The 19,669-nt window shown below is 65.4% G+C and carries 15 protein-coding genes; 10 read left to right on the forward strand and 5 right to left on the reverse strand.

What is annotated here, in order from left to right; genetic code table 11:
- The coding region (locus L978_RS09445) for a hypothetical protein (RefSeq protein WP_047522759.1) at positions 1-574 on the reverse strand (574 nt) is incomplete at its 3' end.
- 60 nt (positions 575-634) lie between these two features.
- Complete coding sequence (locus tag L978_RS09450; RefSeq protein WP_047522760.1) at positions 635-1,138, reverse strand: DUF4188 domain-containing protein; 504 nt, start codon at positions 1,136-1,138, stop codon at positions 635-637.
- A gap of 70 nt (positions 1,139-1,208) precedes the next feature.
- Here L978_RS09450 and L978_RS09455 point away from each other — a divergent pair, with 70 nt between their 5' ends.
- The 7 genes from L978_RS09455 (at position 1,209) to L978_RS18740 (ending at position 13,425) form a co-directional block, all read left to right on the forward strand.
- Positions 1,209-1,823, forward strand: coding sequence for a MerR family transcriptional regulator (locus L978_RS09455; RefSeq protein WP_047522763.1), 615 nt, complete (start codon positions 1,209-1,211; stop codon positions 1,821-1,823).
- A 317-nt stretch (positions 1,824-2,140) separates the two neighbouring features.
- Positions 2,141-2,734, forward strand: coding sequence for a hypothetical protein (locus tag L978_RS09460; protein WP_156118266.1), 594 nt, complete (start codon positions 2,141-2,143; stop codon positions 2,732-2,734).
- On the forward strand, positions 2,731-3,801 hold the full coding sequence (locus L978_RS09465; RefSeq protein ID WP_047522766.1) for a hypothetical protein: 1,071 nt from the start codon (positions 2,731-2,733) through the stop codon (positions 3,799-3,801). Before L978_RS09460 ends, L978_RS09465 begins: the two co-directional genes overlap by 4 nt.
- Positions 3,802-3,806: 5 nt before the next feature.
- A complete protein-coding gene (locus L978_RS09470; RefSeq protein WP_052193516.1) occupies positions 3,807-7,823 on the forward strand; it encodes an Eco57I restriction-modification methylase domain-containing protein in 4,017 nt (1,338 codons plus the stop codon).
- Positions 7,820-11,269: a helicase-related protein gene (locus L978_RS09475; RefSeq protein WP_047522768.1), complete on the forward strand. Its 3,450-nt coding sequence runs from the start codon at positions 7,820-7,822 to the stop codon at positions 11,267-11,269. The genes L978_RS09470 and L978_RS09475 overlap by 4 nt, the downstream gene beginning before the upstream one ends.
- 132 nt (positions 11,270-11,401) lie before the next feature.
- Positions 11,402-13,153: an AIPR family protein gene (locus L978_RS09480; RefSeq protein WP_197055639.1), complete on the forward strand. Its 1,752-nt coding sequence runs from the start codon at positions 11,402-11,404 to the stop codon at positions 13,151-13,153.
- 110 nt (positions 13,154-13,263) lie between these two features.
- Complete coding sequence (locus L978_RS18740; protein ID WP_156118267.1) at positions 13,264-13,425, forward strand: hypothetical protein; 162 nt, start codon at positions 13,264-13,266, stop codon at positions 13,423-13,425.
- Between the two features lie 97 nt (positions 13,426-13,522).
- Here L978_RS18740 and L978_RS09485 read toward each other — a convergent pair whose 3' ends face one another.
- Positions 13,523-15,358 (reverse strand): DUF262 domain-containing protein, encoded by a 1,836-nt coding sequence (locus L978_RS09485; protein ID WP_047522776.1) that lies wholly within the window; start codon positions 15,356-15,358, stop codon positions 13,523-13,525.
- Positions 15,355-16,644, reverse strand: coding sequence for a hypothetical protein (locus L978_RS09490; protein WP_047522779.1), 1,290 nt, complete (start codon positions 16,642-16,644; stop codon positions 15,355-15,357). The genes L978_RS09485 and L978_RS09490 overlap by 4 nt, the downstream gene beginning before the upstream one ends.
- A 151-nt stretch (positions 16,645-16,795) precedes the next feature.
- On the opposite strand from L978_RS09490, the gene L978_RS09495 reads away from it, so the two are divergent.
- Entirely contained in the window at positions 16,796-17,311 is a 516-nt protein-coding gene (locus tag L978_RS09495) for a hypothetical protein (protein WP_047522781.1), read from the forward strand.
- A 19-nt stretch (positions 17,312-17,330) separates the two neighbouring features.
- On the opposite strand, the gene L978_RS09500 is transcribed toward L978_RS09495, so the two are convergent.
- Complete coding sequence (locus L978_RS09500) at positions 17,331-18,560, reverse strand: MFS transporter (protein ID WP_052193497.1); 1,230 nt, start codon at positions 18,558-18,560, stop codon at positions 17,331-17,333.
- Between the two features lie 82 nt (positions 18,561-18,642).
- Between L978_RS09500 and L978_RS09505 the strand changes: the two genes are divergently transcribed.
- Together L978_RS09505 and L978_RS09510 are read left to right on the forward strand one after the other, a co-directional pair.
- Positions 18,643-18,951 carry an ArsR/SmtB family transcription factor gene (locus L978_RS09505; RefSeq protein ID WP_047522783.1) on the forward strand — a complete coding sequence of 103 codons (309 nt, stop codon included), beginning with the start codon at positions 18,643-18,645 and terminating at the stop codon, positions 18,949-18,951.
- A gap of 65 nt (positions 18,952-19,016) precedes the next feature.
- Positions 19,017-19,583: a TetR/AcrR family transcriptional regulator gene (locus L978_RS09510; RefSeq protein WP_047522785.1), complete on the forward strand. Its 567-nt coding sequence runs from the start codon at positions 19,017-19,019 to the stop codon at positions 19,581-19,583.
- Positions 19,584-19,669 lie beyond the last annotated feature (86 nt).

The raw sequence follows: 19,669 nt of genomic DNA on the forward strand, positions 1-19,669 counted from the left end.
GGGGGACGGTGTCGGCGGGGAAGGGCACGGCTTTCGAATACGGAGGTGCCGCCTCGCGCTCGGCCTCGCGGGCATTCAGCGAGGTCAGGTCGGACTGGATGAGGGAGAGGCGTTCGCTGATGTCCCCGCCCTGGGTAGTGACGGTGGCTTGCAGATCTTCCAGGCGTGACCGGGTGGCGGTGGTCGTGTCGTCGATGTGGGTGGTCTTGTCGCGGGTCTCGGTGACCTTCTCCTCGACCTTCTCGACCAACTTCTTGAGCGTGACGCCGAACGCGCTGAACTCCGAGAGGTCCGGCCAGAGCAGCAGCAGGACGAAGACGACCGTAGCGAGCACGCCGGCGCTCGTGAGGTTCGGGCCGGCGCAGGTGCGGGTGATGCCGTCCTTCTCGGAGTCGACCACTTCGCACACCTGGAACCATCCGGTGAGCGACAGGTAGACGGCCAGCCCGACGATGACGAGGACGAGGAGGTAGCGGAGGACCCGTCCGCCGGGGCTCTTCAGCGCGTCGTGGAGCTTCTCCAACCGGCCCGGCGTGGGCTTGGGGTCAGGGGTGGGAGGGGTGTCCGCCGTCATGGGGCTCATGGTGGCAGAACTCCGGGTGCTCCGGAAGGGGTGCCGCGGAAGGGAGCTGCGTCAGGACTCGGTGGCGGTTGAGGCCACGGTCCGTCCGTCCGCGAATCGCGCCTGGGCTCGGTCGTGCCGCTTGCCGACAGGGACCAGCTCCGTGGCCTTCGGCAGGCCCATCGGCTTGGTCGAGACGTACACGCTCTCGGCAGTGTCGACGCGGAAGGTCTCGTGCCAGACGCCCACGGCTCCCGGCGCCTTGCGGGCTGCGCGGTTGAAGGCGGTCCAGGCGGGGCGGTGCTCCTGATTCGGGTTGGAGGCGTAGGCGTAGAGCTTGTCGATCGATGACCAGTACTGCACGACGTAGGGTCCGCCCGAGCCGAGGAGCAGGTGGTAGCCGAGCAGGCCCGAGTCGGGTTCTGTGCTGAGTTCACGCAGCATCCGAGGCATGGCGACGAAGGCCGGCATCCACAGGTCGGGGCGCCACCAGCGGTTGATCTGCATCCCGATGTGGAACACGACGAGCTCGCCCTCGTGGCGGTGGGTCATGCGACCCGTGATGACTTTCGACATGGAGTCTCCTTGATTAGATAGCGTCACTATCCATAATGGATAGCGCTACTATCGATGTCAAGAGGTGGCCATGAGAATTTCCGAGCTGTCAGCCGAGGCCGGCGTGACCGTGCCGACGATCAAGTACTACCTGCGCGAAGGGCTGCTGCCCGAGGGCGAGCGGACGTCGCCGACGCAGGCCGCCTATGGCGAGAAGCACGTGGAGCGGCTGCGGGTGATCCGGGCACTGCTCGACGCCGGGGTGAGCATCGCCGAGACGCGGCGGGTGCTCGGGGCGCTGGACGATCCGCCGGCGAATGCCCATGACCTGCTCGGAACGGCGCACGCGGCGATCACTCCGCCGGTCGAGGACTCACTGGATCTGGCGGAAGCGGAGGCGCTGGTCGCCGGGCTCGGGTGGAAGCGGGGGATGTGCGATCAGGCGGTGCTGCACGCGGTCGCGCGCGCGATGCAGGGGCTGGAGCGCGTCGGGTTCACCGTGCCGGACGCGGTGATGGCGGAGTACCTCGCGAGCATGCGGCGGATTGCGGACGCCGAGATCGCCGGGGTGCCGGAGGAGTCTGCGGAGGCGGCCGTGCGGTACGTGGTGCTCGGGTCGGTGTTGGGGGAGCCGTTGTTGTTGGCCCTGCGGCGGGTGGCGCAGCAGGTGAGCTCGGGGGAGCGGTTTGGGGGAGGACGTCTGTGAACCGAGCCGGGAGCCGTTCCATCCGCACTAACGAGTGATCGAGAAACGAGGCTTGAGTTGGCCGGCCGACATGGCGTCGCTTCGATGGCGGCGATGCTCGGGTGAGGCTCTGGATAGGATCGGGGCCATGGCCTCCGCCGTTGAGACTGAGGGAGCTTGCACAAGAATCGGCGTCGTTGCGCGCCGACCGACTCAGCATCGAATATCAGCTGGAGTGATGGAACGGGCATCAAGGTAGACCAACCAATGTCGGAGGTCGGGCATAGCCTGAAAGACTTTCGCGCCACAGACCGAGCAGCGAAGGGAGGAGAGCACGAATGAACAGCTTCACTATAGGGCCGGCGCGTGTCGAGGTTCTGGAAGGTCAGCACGCGATTGCGGTTGTCCCGCCGAGCCAGTGGCATGGCGATAGGCAGGAACGACCCGCTCACGCAGTGCTCGCCAACGTCAAGGCCGACGATGGTCTCCGCGCACAGGTCTCGCTGGTCCGCTGGGATGACAGCGACGAGATCTCGCTCGGCTTCGCCGAGCTGCTTGCTGGCCCGTCGGACTACGAGCGGTTGGAGGATGCCGGAGCGATCTCGCCGAAGCTCGTGGAAGGCAAGCTGGTCGCACGGATTCGCGCGTTGCGCTACGGAAAGACTGGGCGGGCAACCGGCGCGGCGGTCGAGTGGTCGCAGATCAGCGAGTGGGCTGGCGGTGACGCGCAGGGGATGCTGGCCGACCTCGGAGCGACGCGCACGGGCGCGTATGGCGTGCTGCTGCCGAGCGCTACGCGCTTCAAGGCCGAGCCGGCTATCGAGGTGCCCATCGCTGACCCGGCGGCACTATTTGCCGTCTACGCGCTCACGCGCGTCGTGCCGATCATGACCGGCTACGGCAAGGAATCGGTGGAAGGCCCGAACGCATGAGCGGCGTCGACGTCTCCATCGCGCTGCCCGAGGACGAGACGCCTGGCGAACTCATCAAGGGCTACTTCACCCTCATGCGCGCATTCGGGTGGGATCTCTACGTCACAAGCCACTTCACCCTGCGAGACTCGTTGGGGTCGCAGTGGTTCGCGGCCCGGATCAGCGAGCTGAAGGACTCGGACCCGAAGAACTGGCGGCCCAACCACCGCTTCGAGCCGCAGGACCCCGGTGTGACCCTCCGCGACTACATCCACGAGCAGGACTCGCCGTATCTGAGCGTGTTCGGCGGACAGTTCCAGAAGCAGACCGCCGCTAAGAAGATCCTCGCCACGAGGAACACGTGGTTTCACTTCGGCGACGATCCGACGACCGCCCAGCTCGAGGAGGCGGCGAAGGTCGTGCGCGGATTCGTGCAGTCCAGCGACATGCACATCGTGGGGCGTATCGACGCGCTCATCGAGCGCCTGAGTGACCTGCGAACCGGACGCTATCCCGCGGATGCCGTGCCGAGTTCCCTTGCGCCGGTTCCTGCCGTCGTAGAGCCCGCGCCGCTCGATGCGCCAGAGGACTTGCCGCGCCCGAGTATCGGCGGCACCTGGGTTGGCCCCATCCCCGAGCTGCGCTATCGCATGACTCGCACGGGCGAAGTCGTGCACCCCGACACGATGGAATCCGTGCGCTCCAGGGTCACCGGCGACTTCGCTGACAAGGTGCGCGCTTGGACGGCCGTCGAGCCGCGTGGCCGCGAGCTGTGGATCGACACGGACGGGGCCGTTGGTGGGTTCATCGGCGCAACGCCGCGCCTGCTCGGCTACCTCGGCCCCGACCCGTCTGGCGACATCGCACGTGGGTTCTTCACCCCGCACTTCTACACCGTCGAGGGCGACGAGATCGCCGACGTCGACTCGGGAGAGCGCTGCAAGACACCTTTCGCCCAGGGGCTCGCGGACGGCGCGATGCTTCGGGCAACGACCTATGGTGATGTGCTGCTGGTCGGGGATGAGGGCGCTATCGACTGGGTGGCGACGGTGACGCCAGCCGAGTGGTTTCCAGGGCACCTCGGGTGAGCATCATGGAGAAAGCAGGGGACGTGTCGGTATTGCAGCTTGATGGATCGAGCACAGTTGTGTGGGCGGATGCGCCCGCGGGCGCGACCGATGCCATTGTCGTCCTCGGCCGGGATGACGCCGGGGCAGGAGCGGTCCAGGTCGGTGTCGCCCGCCTGGTCACGCGGCCGACGAAGGGCCTGCTGGACGACCTGTGGAAGTCGCGCGGCACGCGGGCTCCGATGGGCTTCATCGTCGCAGCCGTCACGCCGGACGGCGTGTGGATTCACTACCCGTCCGCGGACGCCCCGCCCATCGGTCCGATAACGGTCGGTCAGGCGGAGCGCCAGCTCCAGTCCGTGCTGGAGGAGGGGAACGGCCTCGCCGCCCACGGGCGCATTCGCGCCATCCAGGAGGCGATGTCCTCGGCGGGCACTGACGGTTTCTCCAACCATTTCCTGTTCGCCACCTATCACCTGAACCGCGACGTGCCTCGCCGCCCGGATTGGGAGTCTGCGAGCCAGAAGGCGACGCCGATCCTGCCCAAGCGCGGCATCGAGCTGGTCACCGCGCTCGGATTCGACGCCGAGCCCGCGGGGTCGGAGCGGGTGCTCGTCCTGCGCACCTCCAGCGGTCCGCGCCGCGCCGTCGCGGTGCTACTGCGTGACGACGAGCACTTCGATCAGAAGTCCACGACGTATCAGCTCACGCCCGTTGCCAAGGCGCTCGAGATCGCTGGCCGTGAGGACGTGCCGTGGGTGATCGCGCTGCGCAAATCCACCCTGCGGCTTTATCCCGGACGTGATGGCGTCGGCGTCGGCCAGCGCGGGCAGTCCGAGACCTTCTTCGAGCTGGACCTCGATCTGCTCGCACCCGAGCAGGCCGCGCTGCTCACGCTCATCTTCTCCGCCGATGCCCTCGACTCGGATGGCTCTGCGCAGCAGATCCTCGACGGCTCGGGCAAGTACGCTGCCGATCTCGGCACACGTCTGCGCGACCGTGTGTACGAGGGCGTGGTGCCTCGGGTCGCGCTCGCCATGGCCGATCAGCTCCCGTCGCTCGGACTCGCGCTCGACGCGTCCGGCCTCCAGACCGCGTACCGGCTCACGATGCGCATCCTGTTCCGCCTGCTGTTCCAGGCATACGGGGAGGCGACCGAGCTGCTGCCTGCGGGTCGCAACGACCACTACGACGCGAATTCGCTCCAGGCGTTCATCACCCGCGAGATTGGCACTTGCCCCGACCAGTTCTCCACCGAGTCGGCCGCGATCTGGTCGGACCTCACGCAGGTGTGGGAAGTCATCTTCCACGGCAACTCCCGCTGGGAGGTGCCCGCCTACGGCGGCAGCCTGTTCGACCCGGCCACCGAAGAAGGCGCGCTGCTGGCCCGCGTCAAGCTCACTGACAGCGTGATCGGCCCTGCCCTCCAGGAACTCCTCAGCGAAGAGACGGTCGACCAGACCTGGGGACCGGTCGACTTCCGTAGCCTCCAGGTGCGCGAGTTCGGCACGATCTATGAGGGCTTGCTGGAGTCCAGCCTTTCGCTCGCTGAGCAAGACCTCACCGTCGACAAGAACGACGCGTACGTCCCTGCGAAGGAGGGGGACAAGATCATGGCGACCGCGGGTCGCCCGTACTTCCACTCGGCGTCGGGGGAGCGCAAGGCGACCGGCTCGTACTACACGCCCAAGATCGTCGTCGATCACCTCATCGAGCGGTCGGTCGAGCCCGCGCTGAGAGCCCACCTCGACCGTATTCAGACGCTGATGGACGAGGGCAAGGAGCGTCAGGCCGCAGACGTCTTCTTCGACTTCCGCGTCGCCGACCTGGCGATGGGCTCCGCGCACTTCCTGGTCGCCGCCGTGGACAAGATCGAGCGCGGCATGCGCGACTTCCTCACCGCCACCGAAGTGCCGGGCGTGCGAGCCGAACTTGCGCGCCTGGCGGAGAAAGCGCGCGAGGCGCTCGGTCAGGACACGGACGGCGCGAAGGCGATCACGGACGGCCAGCTCCTTCGCCGTCAGGTGGCACGTCGCTGCATCTACGGCCTCGACATCAACCCGCTCGCCGTAGAGCTGTCGCAGCTCGCCCTCTGGATTCACACCTTCGTGCCCGGCCTGCCGATGTCGAGCCTCGACCACGGGCTCGTCCTCGCCAACTCCCTCACCGGGATCGGTACCATCGACGAGGCGATGGATGCTCTGAAGGCCGACGGCCTGTTCGAGCAGATCATCCGGGAGCCGCTGACGGCCGCACGCGACCTTCTCATCGACTACGCGAACGCTTCCGAGGCCGACAAGTCGGAGGTAGCCGCCGGTGCGGAGATGCTGGCGAAGGCACGCGACGCAGCGTCTCCGGCGAAGGCGATCTTCGACGTGGCCGTCGCCAAGCGCCTCGGTGTGACGATTGACGAGGCATGGGACGCCGAGCAGTTCGTCGCACTCGCAGCGATGCGGGAGGTGCGTGAGGCTGTCGACCCGCTCCGGCCTGCTCACATGCCATATCTCTTCCCCGAGGTGTTCCTCCGCGACCGGCCCGGCTTCGATGTATTGGTTGGGAACCCGCCGTGGGAAGAACTCGTCTACGAGGAGATCAAGTTCTGGACGATCCGGTTCCCCGGGCTAAAGGGACATCGGCCAGCGGATCAGAAGGCCCTGATTGAGTCGTACAGGGCGAGCCGTCCCGACCTCTTAGCGCAGATGGAAGTGGAAAAGGCAGCCACGAACGGCTTGAGGACGGTACTTGCGTCCGGCCCGTTTCCGGGGCTTGAGCGTGGACACGCTGACTTGTACAAGGCGTTTAGTTGGCGATTTGTCCACCTTGCGCGAGTCCGCGGTCGCTTCTCGGTCGTCCTGCCTCGCACGGCAGTTTCGGCCCTCGGGTCATCCGAGTGGCGGCAGACTATCCAGCGGTCTGGTCACTTCGAGGAAGTCGTCACATTGCTCAACACCGCGGGATGGGTGTTTCCCGGCGTCGACGGCCGATACTCGATCGGGCTGGTCTCGGTGCAGGCGGGGTCCAAGGGAGAGACAGCGGTTGCAGGCCCCTACGCGAGCCCATCCGCTTTCGAATCGGTTAGAGAGGACGCCAAGGCCCTGAGAGTATCGGGTGCAGCAATTAGCGCGTGGACGGCGTCCGCTGCTTTTCCTCAGCTCCCCAGCCCGTCGAGCCTCCCTGTGTTCGTGACCCTTCGTCAAGCACCCAACGTTGTCGGGGAGCGAACCGACTTGGCGTTTGCTCCTGTCCAAGGAGATTTCAACCAGACAACCGACTCCGACTTGTTCCATATCGGCGCTACCGAGGGGGAGGTTCCGGTACTGAAGGGCGCATCCTTCGACATTTGGAATCCGGACTTCGGCGCAGCCCACGGGTATGCCGACTTCTCCCAAGTCCGGAACAAGATCGAAGGCCGTTTGCCTCGGCAGACACGGACGTCTAAGAGCGCATACTTCGGCCTCGATGCCGCCGCGCTAGTCGCCGACCGTGCGCTGCCGATGGATAGGGCTCGAATCGTCTTCCGCGACATTACGAATCAGACCAACACGCGAACGACTGTGGTGGCGCTTGTTCCGCCCGGCGTCGTGCTCATCAACAGCGCTCCGTTCCTCGTCAATCGAGCCGCAAATGCGAAGTCCGAGGCATACCTGCTTGGCGTTCTTAGTTCGATACCGCTCGACTGGTACTCACGGAGGTATGTGGAGCTTCACCTCAACTTCCACATCTTCAACGACCTCCCGGTTCCGACTTATCAGCCGGGGACCGTCCTTGCAGACCGGGTGGTGGAGGTCGCGGGTAGTCTCGCAGCAGTCGATGAGCGGTACACGACGTGGGCCGAGGCGGTCGGTGTCGCGGTCGGTACAGCCAACGCGGAGCCGACGAAGACAGAGCTGATCGTGGAACTCGACGCGCTCGTGTCGCTCCTCTACGGCTTGACGCAGGAGCAGGTGGAGCACGTCTTTGCGACGTTCCATCGTGGCTGGAACTACACCGCGCGGCTGGAGCGTGTCCTCGCGTACTACGAGCAGTGGAAGGACGCGGTATGACCGAGCAGCTTCCGGTCTTTGCGACGAACCGGATCGCGCCGCCAATGACGGTGCGCGAGGAGGTCCGTCTACTGTTCCGGGTCAACAGGGAGGCGCTTGCGGTGCCGCCGAGCGCCGCGATTGCGACGGCGTACATCAACCCGGCCGGGTTCTTGCTGCTCGCCGATGAGCTGGAGAAGCTGCCGCGCATCCGCGTCTTGCTCGGTGCCGATCCGGTGCCCGATCCGCTGTTGCCGGTGGATGCCGACGCGGCACTGCAGAAGCGGCTTGATGCGGCGCTGACCGACCATGTGCGCTGGCTGAAGGCGGAGCGTGACGCGCTCGGCTTCGAGCTGAAAGCTACGCAGTCGGCGGGGCGGCTCGTGGCGTGGCTGCGCGCCGCCGATGAACGTGGTGAGCCGATTGTGGAGATCCGTCGCTACACGGGTGGGTTCCTGCACGGCAAGGCGTTCATCAGTCACCACCCGACGCATCCCGCGTATCTCGCGGGGTCGTCGAATCTGACCTATGCCGGGCTCACCCGCAACACCGAGCTGAACGTGGGTGCGTCGGGGCAGCACGGGTCGACGCCGCAGGTGATCGACTGGTTCGAGGAGTGCTGGGCCGACTCCGAAGCCTTCGACCTCGCCGGGTTGTACGAGCCGCTGTGGGCCGAGCACACCCCGTGGAGCGTGTTCCTGCGCATGCTGCTGGCCCGCTACGGCGAGCACCTCGACGACGAGCAGGCGGGTCCCACGCGGTTCGAGCTGACCCGGTTCCAGGCCGACGGCGTGAAGCGGATGCGGCGCCTGCTGGACGAGATCGGTGGGGTGCTCGTCGCCGACGAGGTGGGTCTCGGCAAGACGTTCCTCGCCCTCGAAGTGATCGCCGCCGCCACCGAACAGCAGCGGCAGCGCGTGCTCGTCGCGACCCCCGCTGCACTCAAGGCATCGGTCTGGGACCCGGTTCTGGAACGGTACGACATCTCCCGCCGTGTCTCGGTGCACTCCTACGAGGAGATCCGCAGCCGCATGGACCCCGAGCACCCGGAACACCTCGGCTTCTACGAGCGCGCCGAGGATGCCGCGCTGGTGATCGTGGACGAAGCGCACAACCTGCGCAACGCGGGAGCGGCGCGCTCGGAGGCACTGGATCGGATCATCCTCGCCGGGCGGCACCCGAAGAAGGTCGTGCTGCTCACCGCCACACCGGTGAACAACTCGCTCATCGACCTGGAGACGCTGGTCAAGTACTTCATCCGGGATGATGCGCGCTTCGCCTCCATTGGCATCCCGTCGATCCGCAAGTACATTCGCGATGCGCAGGCGCTCGATCCCGAGGCGCTGACGCCCGCGCACCTGTTCGACCTGATGGATCAGGTCGCGGTGCGGCGCACCCGCAAGTTCGTCAAGGACAACTACCGCGGCGAGACGATCGCCGGGCCCGGCGGCAAGAAGATCCCGGTCGAGTTCCCCGACGCCGACGTGCGCCGCGTCGACTACCAGCTCGATGAGCCGGGTGAGGCGTTGGTCGATGCGGTCACCTATGCACTCGACATCCCGGACGATGAGACGCACGTCGCGTCGTTCAGTGTGCGCCGCAGCGACCCAGGCCGTCTGTTGCTTGCGCGGTACGTCCCGAGCCGATATCTGAGGACCGAGGACCTGAACAAGACCGAGGTCTCGAACATGGGGCTGCTGCGCTCCGCCTTGCTCAAGCGGCTCGAATCCTCACCGACCGCACTGGCTGGCACGCTCGGCGTTCTGATCCAGACGCACGAGGCTTTCCTCTCGGCGCTCGGGAAAGGCACCGTGCTCGTCGGCGGCGCGCTGCGGGACTATGTGAACTCCGAGTCGGAAGACCTTGACGAGATCGTCGCCGGTCTCGACGAGAATGCTGAGCATCAAGCCACCACTGCTGAACTGTATGACGCAGAGCTGCTGGCATCGGATGTCGAGCGCGACCTCGTATTGATCCGTCAACTCCAGTCACTCGCCAGGGCCGCAGCGCAAGACGGTGAACCGAAGGTTGCGGCGCTCCTCGCAGAGCTGGAGCGAATTTCGGCCGACGCCGACAAGCCCGCCGTAACGAACGCACCCAGCGGCGACCGGCGGAAGGTCATCGTCTTCTCCACCTACGCCGACACCATCCGCGACCTGCACGAGCGGCTCATCCACGCGCTGGACGCGGTGCCTGACGGCTCGCCGCTCGCAGCGTACCGAGGCCGGGTCGCGCCCGCGGTGATCGGCGAGTTTGCGTCAGGTAAGACAGGCGGGATCAACCAGACTGCCCGAGCGAGGGCGGTGGCAAACTTTGTTCCGCGAACGGCAGGAGCGCTCAAGACCGATGGAACACCAGTGGAGAAAGACCTCTACGACATCCTGCTGACGACCGACGTGCTCGCCGAAGGCGTGAACCTTCAGCAGGCCGCGCATATCGTCAATTACGATCTGCCGTGGAACCCGATGCGCATCGTGCAGCGCCACGGCCGCGTCGACCGCATCGGCAGCCAGCACAAGTCCATCGAACTTGACGTCTTCTTCCCCGCCGAGCATCTCGACGAATTCCTCGGGCTGGAGCAGACCCTGATCCGCAAGCTCCGGCAGGCTGACGCCGCGATCGGCGCGGGCAAGGTGCTTCCCGGCGTCTCCCACTACCCGCCGCAGGAGCACCACGACCCCGACGCTATCGTCGGCGAGATCGAGGAACTCATTGATCAGGGCGGCGGCTCGGCGGCGGGATCAGGGGAGGAGTACCGGCGTCGCCTCGCCAACGCGCTCGACGCCGACCAGGCGCTCCGCGGACGGCTCGAGGACCTGCCGTACGGTATCGGCGGCGGGTTCGTGAACCCAGCAATCTCCGGCCGCTCCTTCGTGTTCTGCATGAAGATGGGCGACAGCGGCCACATCTGGTTCCGCAACGTGAATGCCGACGGCGCCTGGCAGCCTGTCGCCGACGAGGATGGTCGGATCGTGGTCGACGACACCTTGATTTCGCTCGTCACGGCTGACCCCGGCAGGCCTGACAGGCCGCGCTCTCTGCCCGACGAGGCGTTCCGCGCTGCCTACGAGGCATGGGCGCTCGCACAGGAGGATGCGCACGACGAGTGGATGCGCTCCACCGACCCGAATGCCCTCGCCGCCGAGATCCCGGCAGCCTTCCGCGACGCGCGGGAGATCATCCTGAACAAGGGCGGACACCTCGGCGCGGCACAGCTTCAGACCATCATGCGACTCAACACCGTGCCGACCGCCAAGGCGAGGAGGGCGATGCGAGCTGCGCTGCGCGCCCCCGGGAAGCCCGAGGCTGTTGTCGACGCGATCATCCAGGTGCTCGACGGTTTCGGCATCCAGCCTGCCGAGAAGGTCGAACCGCTCCCGCCCATCGCGCTCGACGACGTGCGCCTCATCGCTTGGATGGCGGTCGAGGGGACGAAGGCGACGGAGACCCGAGGAAGCGCGTCGTGAGAGCTATGGTCACGTTCTGTCTCCGGCTCACCCCTGGAGAACTTGGTCCTCATCGCGTTCCCACCGGTGAGTGCATCCTCCTCATCCCCGTAGCAAGAAGTGGAAAGGTCGTCGACGGCAATGAGTAATGAGGTGGTGCTTGTCGATCAGTTCATCAAGGCCGCGCAGGACAGCCGGGATGCGCCGTTGCCAGACGACGTTGCTTTCGAGCTGTTCGCTGCAGCGACTGTCCTCAATGGTCACAACATGAGTGACGAGGAGGTAGAAGCGGGGCGCATCGGAGGCGGTCTAGACGGTGGCCTGGACGCCGTGTACACCTTCCTCGATGGTCGTCTCCTCAGCGAAGACGCGGAGATCTTCGAGGATGGGTTCAAGCCGAGTGAGATTCGGAAGGGTGCTGAGCTCTCGCTTTGGTTGATCCAAGCAAAACGGTCCGAGGGGTTCGGAGAAGACGCCTTTGATAAGGCCGGGGCGAGTATGAAGAAGCTGCTCGACCTGAACTTCACCGACGAGCAGCTCGTTGGGATCTACTCGGCTGATGTAATCGAGCGCGTGCGCATTTTCACTCGTGCGTGGACTTTGCTGAGTATCCGGTCTCCGCGTATCTCGATTACGTTCGCGTACGTTTCGCGCGGCGATACGGCGAGCGTCTCTGGTGGCGTGGCGCAGAAGATGGCCGATGTGCGCACGGAACTCGGCGCTTTGGTCCCCGGTGCTGAAATCGATGTTCGCGTCGTGGGCGCCAAGGAGCTTTGGGCGATGGCGAGCGCGACGCCGGAATACGATCTTCAGCTCCGATTCAGGGACTACATCTCGGAAGGGGACTCCTACGCGGGCCTAGTCTCGCTGCCGGAGTACTTTCGGTTCCTGTCAGATGACAATGGGGCGCTGCGGGGGCATCTCTTCGACTGGAACGTGCGAGATTTCCAAGGTGCAGTTACCGTGAACAGGCAGATGAAGGCGACGCTGGAAGCTGATGACGACAGGGATTTCTGGTGGCTCAATAATGGAGTCACGATCCTATGTTCTGCGGTCAATATCGGTGGTGAGAAGACGTTCACTCTCTCGGGCGTCCAGACCGTCAACGGGATGCAAACGTCGCACGCGATTCATGACGTGCTCACGGCCACGGGTGCGGAGCTTGATCGGCATAAGCGCCGATCTGTACAGGTCCGTGTGATCAAGACCCTGGACGAGGCGACGCGTGATGACGTGATCAGGGCTACAAACAGCCAGACGAAGGTTCCTGACGCATCGCTTCACGCGACCGAGGATCTCCATCGACAGATCGAGTCGCACTTCGCCGCAAGGGGCTGGTACTACGACCGGCGGAAGAACTTCTACAAGAACGCCGGTAAGCCCGCGGACAAGATCATCAGCATCCCCACACTGGGCCAGGCAGTCATGGCAATCGGTCTCAGCCGTCCGGACGATGCGCGCGCGCGTCCGTCAACGCTGCTCAACAATGAAGCGGACTATGCCGCGGTGTTCAGCGTGTCATTGAGCTTGGATGTCTACCTCTGGATTGCCGCTGTTCAGCGGCGCGTCGATTCGCTCCTTCTGACTGAGGGCGTCGCAGATGCCCCGACTAGGACGAACACCCGCTTCTATATCAGCAGCTATCTCGTGACGAAGGCGCTGGGCGCGCAGATTTACAACCCGAGCCAGCTAAAGGCCCTCTCGCAGGTACCACTCTCTATAGACGTCGACGACGTCAAGGCTGCACTTTCTGTCGTCAGCGCGGAGATCCAAGGCATCGCCGATGATAACTCTTGGCAGGTCGATCGCGTGGCGAAGAGCGACATGCTGACAAAAGCGGTTGTTGCGCGGGCAGTCGCGGACGCAACCGAACAAGCCGAACCGGGTGCGAAGGAAGCCTCCTGAACGCTTCCTTCTAAGCCTGGGTCTGCTGCCGCATCTTCGGGTGCTGCGCCAGTGTCACCGCAATACACGCAACTGACGCCGTCGAGCATGCGGAGGATATCGAGCGCCTCGTGGATCTCATCAGCCCGGGGCGGGACCTCGGGTGTCAGGACATCCACGGCATCAGTTTCCGGGAGATCTTGCGAGAGCCGCAGTTCCTGGGCATCACGGCCGACCTGGTCGATCTGCTCTCACGGCGCTTGGAGTCGTGGCTCGCCGAACGCTACGCCTGATCTACCCGGGTAGATCAGATCACTGACGATGCTTCAGGTCCGAGCTGTGCTTCCCGATCTCCGCTCGAGTGTGGGCGAGGTCGATCCCCTCGACGAGCTAGCCCAAGACTTCGCCGAGCTCCGGCCCCTCGCCCTCACACAGTCGCGTCATCGCGCGAGCCACGGCTTCCGCGCGCAGCTCGATAAAGTTCGCGAAGTCCGGCCCGACCTGCGCCATAAGCTCGGCCCCGACGACCTCGTCCGGATACGGCCCTGCATCTCGAAGAGCCGTGACGGGGATCACGTGACTCCGCAATCGTGCCTCAACCGACTCCGCGCTCGGCGCAGCCTCGGCGCGCGCAGCCAGATAGGCGATCGGGTCGAGTCGACCGATCGTGCGATTCGTCCGCCACGTGATGAGGGCGCAGTTCAGTGCCAGGTTCGGATCGATTCCGGCGTCGCTCAGCAGCTTTGCCGGGAAGAGGTGGTGGTACTCGCGCTTTCGGACGTTGGAGGCGCTGAGTGGCGAGTCATCCGCGAAATCACGCGCACCGAAGTAGTTGGTCGCGGCGAGTATCGCGCGCGCGAGGCTGCTCCGCCCACTCGGCCACCCCGCGGCCTGGAGAGCCCGAGTACTGGGAAGCGGGTACACCTCGCGGTTGAGGACGGGCACGGTCGAGTCGAGCAACGCGAGCGCACCGGGTGTCGGCGCAGACGCGAAGGTGAGGAGCGGCTTGGCGTCTGCATGCGCACGAGTCGCCGCCGCGCCGTCGTAGCGTCCGGTGAAGAACGCGGTCCACAGGTACTTTCGGCCGACATGTTCGACCAGCCCTCGGGCGTCGCCGAGCTTAGGGGCACGAACGAACATCGCGGCCACGACAGGCACTGCTACGGCAGTGGGCAGTCGCTCGGCATCCCAGATTCGCATCTGCCCGAGAAGCTCGATCGCGTCGAGGAGGCCTTGTAGCGTGAGGTCCCATTCCTTGACGAGTCGATCGGCATCGATGCTGAAGAAGCCAGACTTGTTCGGCGAGAGATCCTGGTGCAGCGCGATCGTCTGAAGGAGGAGATCGGACACGGAACCGAAAGGGCCGACGTGCGGATGCTGCGCGACGAACGTGTCGATCATCTCCTGCAGCCGAGCTCCGGTCGCGTTCTCCACCTCTGCGACGACGATGTCGAACGGGCGAAGCGGCTTTGCATTGGTGTTCATATTGATGAACACCTCGAGAGCGACCGACTTGGGTGTGCTGGCGGGAAGATTCAAGTACGGGAGTCGATAGTGCTTGACCGTCTCACGGAGTGGAGAAACGACGTCGTCCTTGAGGAACCGTCGCCGCGCGTCGTAGGCCTCCATGGCGGCGAAGATCTGTGTCGCATCGGAATCGGCGTGGAGCGCGGGCTTGAGGTGCGAAGTCGCCTTCTCGATCCACGCGCCTACCTCATCATCCGACGCGGGGTCCAGAAGGTGCACGGGAACCAGACCTCGCTGTGCGCATTGAGCGGGGTCTTCGGTCCAGCGTGGCATCAACTGCCCGTTCTTGTTCTTCCACGTCGTGTACGACCAGACGTCGACGCCGTCATCATCGTTCTGGGGGTCCTCGTCGAGCAGTGGGTGATGGACGAAGAACTTGCGATCCTCGTAGTTGCCTTTGAGTGAGCGCCAAAGCGCGGTGAGTCGTTGCTGCCCGTCGAGAAGGTGCTCCGTGACCTTCGCATGCGTCTGCGGAGCGGTTACCAGCGGCCGCGAATGGAACTGCTCTTCCTCGCCGACGTCGAGGACAAGAGTGATCCCCAGCGGAAGATCACGGATGATCGTGCGCAGCATCGACTCGATTCGGCGTCGGTCCCAGGCCTCACCGCGCTGAAAACTTGGAAGGTGAAGCTTGCCGGCAGCGATATCGGAGAGCCACTGGTGGACGGGCCGATCAAGCGCTTTGCTCCCGGTGCTCATGACTCGCCCACCTCGCTCTTCGCGCTGCGGCGTCTGAATGTGCGTCCGGCGAAGTCGGCGAACGATCCCGCGATCTCCTTGGCCTTGTCCACGCCCTCCGCGCCGATGCGTGTCGCCGCCTCGATGCCTTCGGTGCCGAGGCGGAGCGCCGTGTCTACGCCGTCGCTGCCGGCTCGGAGCAAGTCATCGCGGGTGTCCGCAACTGCGGCCGACCAACGCCGGGACTCAAGCTCGTCTGGGGCCGCTTCGACGCCGAGGTGATCGTGGAAAGTTCCGACAGAGTCATTGACTGCGTTCCTCGACCGAACAATCGCCGGAGACTCGATGGGATTGAAGAGCACCTTCGAGTTCGCAAGCGACGCTGCCACATCCATGCGATTGAGGAGCTGCCGCGTGGCTTGTGTGATCACCTCCGCGCGGTTGGCCCGAGCCGTTCGGAGCGCGATTCGGTGACGGTCGAGTTCCTCGGGAGATGTCTGGAGGACGCGGTCGAGTTCGATGACCCCTGTCGCCTCCTGCAGGTAGAAGCAGTGTGCGAGCACAGCGAGCCAATCCTGCACGCGACAGTCGACGTTCTTCGACAGGTCGGCGAGGTCATTGACGGACTTGCTCTCAAGCTTTTCCGCAAGGGCATCGATCTGGCGCAAGGCGTATGCCTGGGTGCGCGCGATCGTCATCGCCGATCCCTGCACCTTTGACCAGGTCACGTCTGAAACGCCACCGACTTCCTTTCGGATGGTCAGCGCCTCTTCGAGCATCATGTCCACGCCGATCATGTCCGCGAGCACAGCATCTTTCTGCGCTCGGAGCACGTCATCGACCTTCTCGTCTATGACGGCGAGATAGTCGGTGATCTCTTCCATGGTCTGCTGCATCGCGACCTGGGCCATGATTCCCGCGACGCCCGCCAGCATGGCTGGGTTAGTCAGCATCGATCCCGGTGTCTTGAGAAACTGCAAATTCTTCGCGAACTGCCCATTGGGAGCACGGAGAGTTGCGTGCAGGTTTCCGCTTGAGGAGTTCGTCACCTTGGGTAGCTTCTGAGCAGCAGCCCACGACTCCTCAGTCAGCTTCATCCAGCGCCCGGAGTTCGCTGTGAGCTCGGAGCCTGCCTTGAGAGCAGCGGCGCCTCCTCCGAAGGCGCTCCCAAGCCGCGGAAGTTCAAGATCGCGAGACTCGAGGCGATTGGATGTCAAGAACTGTTCCACGCTGGACGCTGGGCCGATCAGCGCGAGCCCATCCCCGTCGGTGATCAGCTCGATCTCGGAGAGATCTACGTCGTCCATACGTGATGCCCTTTCGTGCGAAACCCATGCGCGCCTATGAAGATCATGGCGTATGCGAACGACAGCGCGACACTGCGCACCTCCCGGCCCTCTTCCCCCGCCCCCGGTTCCTCCGACATGATGAAGAGGACCGACCTCGAAGGAGCCCGCCGTGTCACTCACACCGTCCCCGGCGCCGCAGCCCGACACCACTGCCGCCGGGCTCCCCGGAGCTGTGGTGATCATAGGCATCCGGCGGCTCCTGATCTGGGCGCTCGTCGCGGGAGTCCTCTACTCCTCCTTGATGAGCGGCAGCAAGGGATTCTGTCCGGGCGGTATCGATGCCGACGGAGGTTTCATCGACTCCGAGGGCCGATCGGTCGAGCAGGCTCCGATGTGCGTCTCGTTGGCGCTCCGTCCCAGCGTGTTCGTCTATGTCGGCATCGCGCTGATCGTCCTGATCGCGATTGGGCGCGTCACCAAGGCATCGGATGAGCGGGCCGCCCTGAGGACGCTGGAACGCGCGATCCAAGGATCCGGTCTGCTCATCGCCATTGCGCTCGTGGTCTCGCACGTGTGGTTCCAGCTCACCCCGCTCGAGCACTTCTCGTCCGAGTCGTGGTCTTACTTCAGTCCGTTCCCGCTCGGGGTCGTCGACGTCGTGATCGAGCCGATGACGGGACCCTGACGGCCGGACGGCGCGCTGCCTACCGCCCCGCCCGTACCCGCAGTCCGAATGCGATCCCCGCGAGCGCGATCACCACGATCCCGTACCCGACGCACACCGCTTCGAGCCCGAACACCCCGACCAGCGCACCGGCGATCACGGCCGGCACTCCGAAGGCCAGATACGCCAGCACATACAGGACGGCGAAGGTGTCGGCCCGCTGCGTCGCCGGGATCTGCGGAGCCAACGACGCGACGACTCCTGAGAACGCAGTCCCGAAGCCCATGCCGGTGACCGCCGCCGCGACGAGGTAGAACGGCAGCGACCCCACCCCCAGCGCGATCAGCGACAGCAGCGTCCCGACCCCGAGCGCTGACGTGCCGAACAGCACCATCGATCGCGCGGAGATCCGCCGCAGCACGAAGGCCGTCACCGCACCGACACCGGCGAGCAGCACGACGCCGAGCCCCTGCCACACGTGCGCCTCCCCGCCGAGCTCGCCCCGCACGATGTTCGCGCCGAGCGACAGGAAGAGTCCACCCGTCGCCCACCCCGCGATCACGGCCGGAGCCCCACGCCCGAAGTCGGCCCGAATCGCCGGAGGGATCGACAGCCGGAAGCTCAGCGACGCCCACACTCCGGGCGTGCGCGGCGCGGTCTCCGGCACCAGCAGGAACAGCGCCGCCAGTACGAGGTAGACCGAGCTCAAGGGCGCGAACACGTCGAGCAGGGCCTCGCCGCTCACGTCGAGCATCACCCCGGACGCGAGCGCCCCGAGCGCGAGTCCGATCCCGGGGCTCAGTGCGTTCCACAGCGCCGCGACCCCGGCACGCCCGCCCGGTGCGAAGTCGAGCACCGTCGCCGACAGGGCCGAGATCAGCAGACCACTCGCCACGCCCTGCAGGATGCGCGCGAGGAACAGCACCGCGACGGCATCGACGTGCCAGAAGAGGAACATGCTTCCGGCCAGCAGCAGGAACCCGGCGATCGCGACCGGACGACGACCCACGTGATCCGAGAGCGAACCGGCGGTGAGGAGCGTGAGCAGCAGCGCCACCGCGTACACCGCGAACACGGCGCTGATCACCACAGCCGGGAACCCGATGTCCTGCGCGAGCACCGGATAGAACGGCGACGGCGCACTCGCCCCGACCATCATCAGGATCTGCGCCACGATCGCCAGCACGAATCCGAACCGCGCCCGGGGGACTGCACCGGGCGCGGTGCTGTCCGCCATCGACGGACGGATGATCGGCGCGGTGCTGGTCATGGCGACTCCTCATAAGGTTCGAGAATCATCGAACTATCGGAGCGTACTCGCCATCCTGCGATTGTTCAACTATTCTCGAACCATGCCTGGCGATCTCCCTCACCCGGAGCGCTCCGAGATCCAGCTCACGGACGTGCTCTTCGCGCTCAGCGACCCCGAGCGCCTCGCCATCGCGCGCCAGCTCGCCGACGGACCCCTCGACATGGCCGCCTGCCATGCCACCGATCCGAACCTCCCGAAGTCGACCAAGTCGCACTTCATGAAGGTGCTGCGCGAAGCCGGAGTCATCCGCAACGAGCCCCACGGACGCCGGCGGATGCTGACGCTCCGACGCGACGACCTCGACGCGCTCTTCCCGGGACTGTTGGATTCGGTGCTGCGCACTCCGTGACCGCCCACCGGCCGTCGCGCGTGGATTCGTTGCCCGCCCGTGAGAGTGAGTGTATAGTCACTCATATGTCCAGCACTCGCAGTTCCATCCTCTCGACAGCCGACGCCCGTCGGCCCCTCGTGGCTGCGGCAGCGCTGGCGGCGTTCGCACGCGGTGGCTATCACGGCACGACCGTCGCCGACGTGGCGCGCGAGGCCAAGATCTCGCCGGCCTACGTCTTCAAGCTGTACTCCGGCAAGGAGGCGCTGTTCGTCGTGGCGCTCGAGGCTTGCTTCGACGCGATCCTCGCCGCTCTCGAGGAGGGGGCGGATGCCGCCGCCGACACCTCGCCGGAAGGCGTGCTCGACGCGATGGGTGATGCCTACGCGCACCTCATCTCCGACCGGACGCTGTTGATGTTGCAGGTGCACGCGCAGTCGGTCGCCGAGATCCACGCCGTGGGTGGGGCGCTGCGGCAAGGGCTCGAACGCGTCACGACGTTCGCGAAGACCCGTTCACGGGCGAGCGACGACGACGTGCAGCGTTTCATCGCCTACGGGCAGCTCTGCCACCTGATCGTCACGACGCAGCTCGACGGACGCCCGGGGGACTGGGTCGCCCTGCTGACCAAGGGGATCACGCACCCCGACTGATGCTTCTGTCGGAGGCGGGTCTCTTTCCGCGCCCTCAAGAGTGAGTGAGCAATCACTCAATATCTTTTCCACCCACAAGAATCCAG

It is taken from the genome of Microbacterium sp. ZOR0019 (assembly GCF_000800925.1).
Lineage (GTDB): Bacteria > Actinomycetota > Actinomycetes > Actinomycetales > Microbacteriaceae > Microbacterium > Microbacterium aurugineum.

Bases quoted from the DNA above. Each gene is read 5' to 3' on its own strand.
- L978_RS09450 (WP_047522760.1), bottom strand. From the start codon at position 1,138: ATGTCGAAAGTCATCACGGGTCGCATGACCCACCGCCACGAGGGCGAG.
- L978_RS09455 (WP_047522763.1), top strand. From the start codon at position 1,209: ATGAGAATTTCCGAGCTGTCAGCCGAGGCCGGCGTGACCGTGCCGACG.
- L978_RS09460 (WP_156118266.1), top strand. From the start codon at position 2,141: ATGAACAGCTTCACTATAGGGCCGGCGCGTGTCGAGGTTCTGGAAGGT.
- L978_RS09465 (WP_047522766.1), top strand. From the start codon at position 2,731: ATGAGCGGCGTCGACGTCTCCATCGCGCTGCCCGAGGACGAGACGCCT.
- L978_RS09470 (WP_052193516.1), top strand. From the start codon at position 3,807: ATGGAGAAAGCAGGGGACGTGTCGGTATTGCAGCTTGATGGATCGAGC.
- L978_RS09475 (WP_047522768.1), top strand. From the start codon at position 7,820: ATGACCGAGCAGCTTCCGGTCTTTGCGACGAACCGGATCGCGCCGCCA.
- L978_RS09485 (WP_047522776.1), bottom strand. From the start codon at position 15,358: ATGAGCACCGGGAGCAAAGCGCTTGATCGGCCCGTCCACCAGTGGCTC.
- L978_RS09490 (WP_047522779.1), bottom strand. From the start codon at position 16,644: ATGGACGACGTAGATCTCTCCGAGATCGAGCTGATCACCGACGGGGAT.
- L978_RS09500 (WP_052193497.1), bottom strand. From the start codon at position 18,560: ATGACCAGCACCGCGCCGATCATCCGTCCGTCGATGGCGGACAGCACC.
- L978_RS09505 (WP_047522783.1), top strand. From the start codon at position 18,643: ATGCCTGGCGATCTCCCTCACCCGGAGCGCTCCGAGATCCAGCTCACG.
- L978_RS09510 (WP_047522785.1), top strand. From the start codon at position 19,017: ATGTCCAGCACTCGCAGTTCCATCCTCTCGACAGCCGACGCCCGTCGG.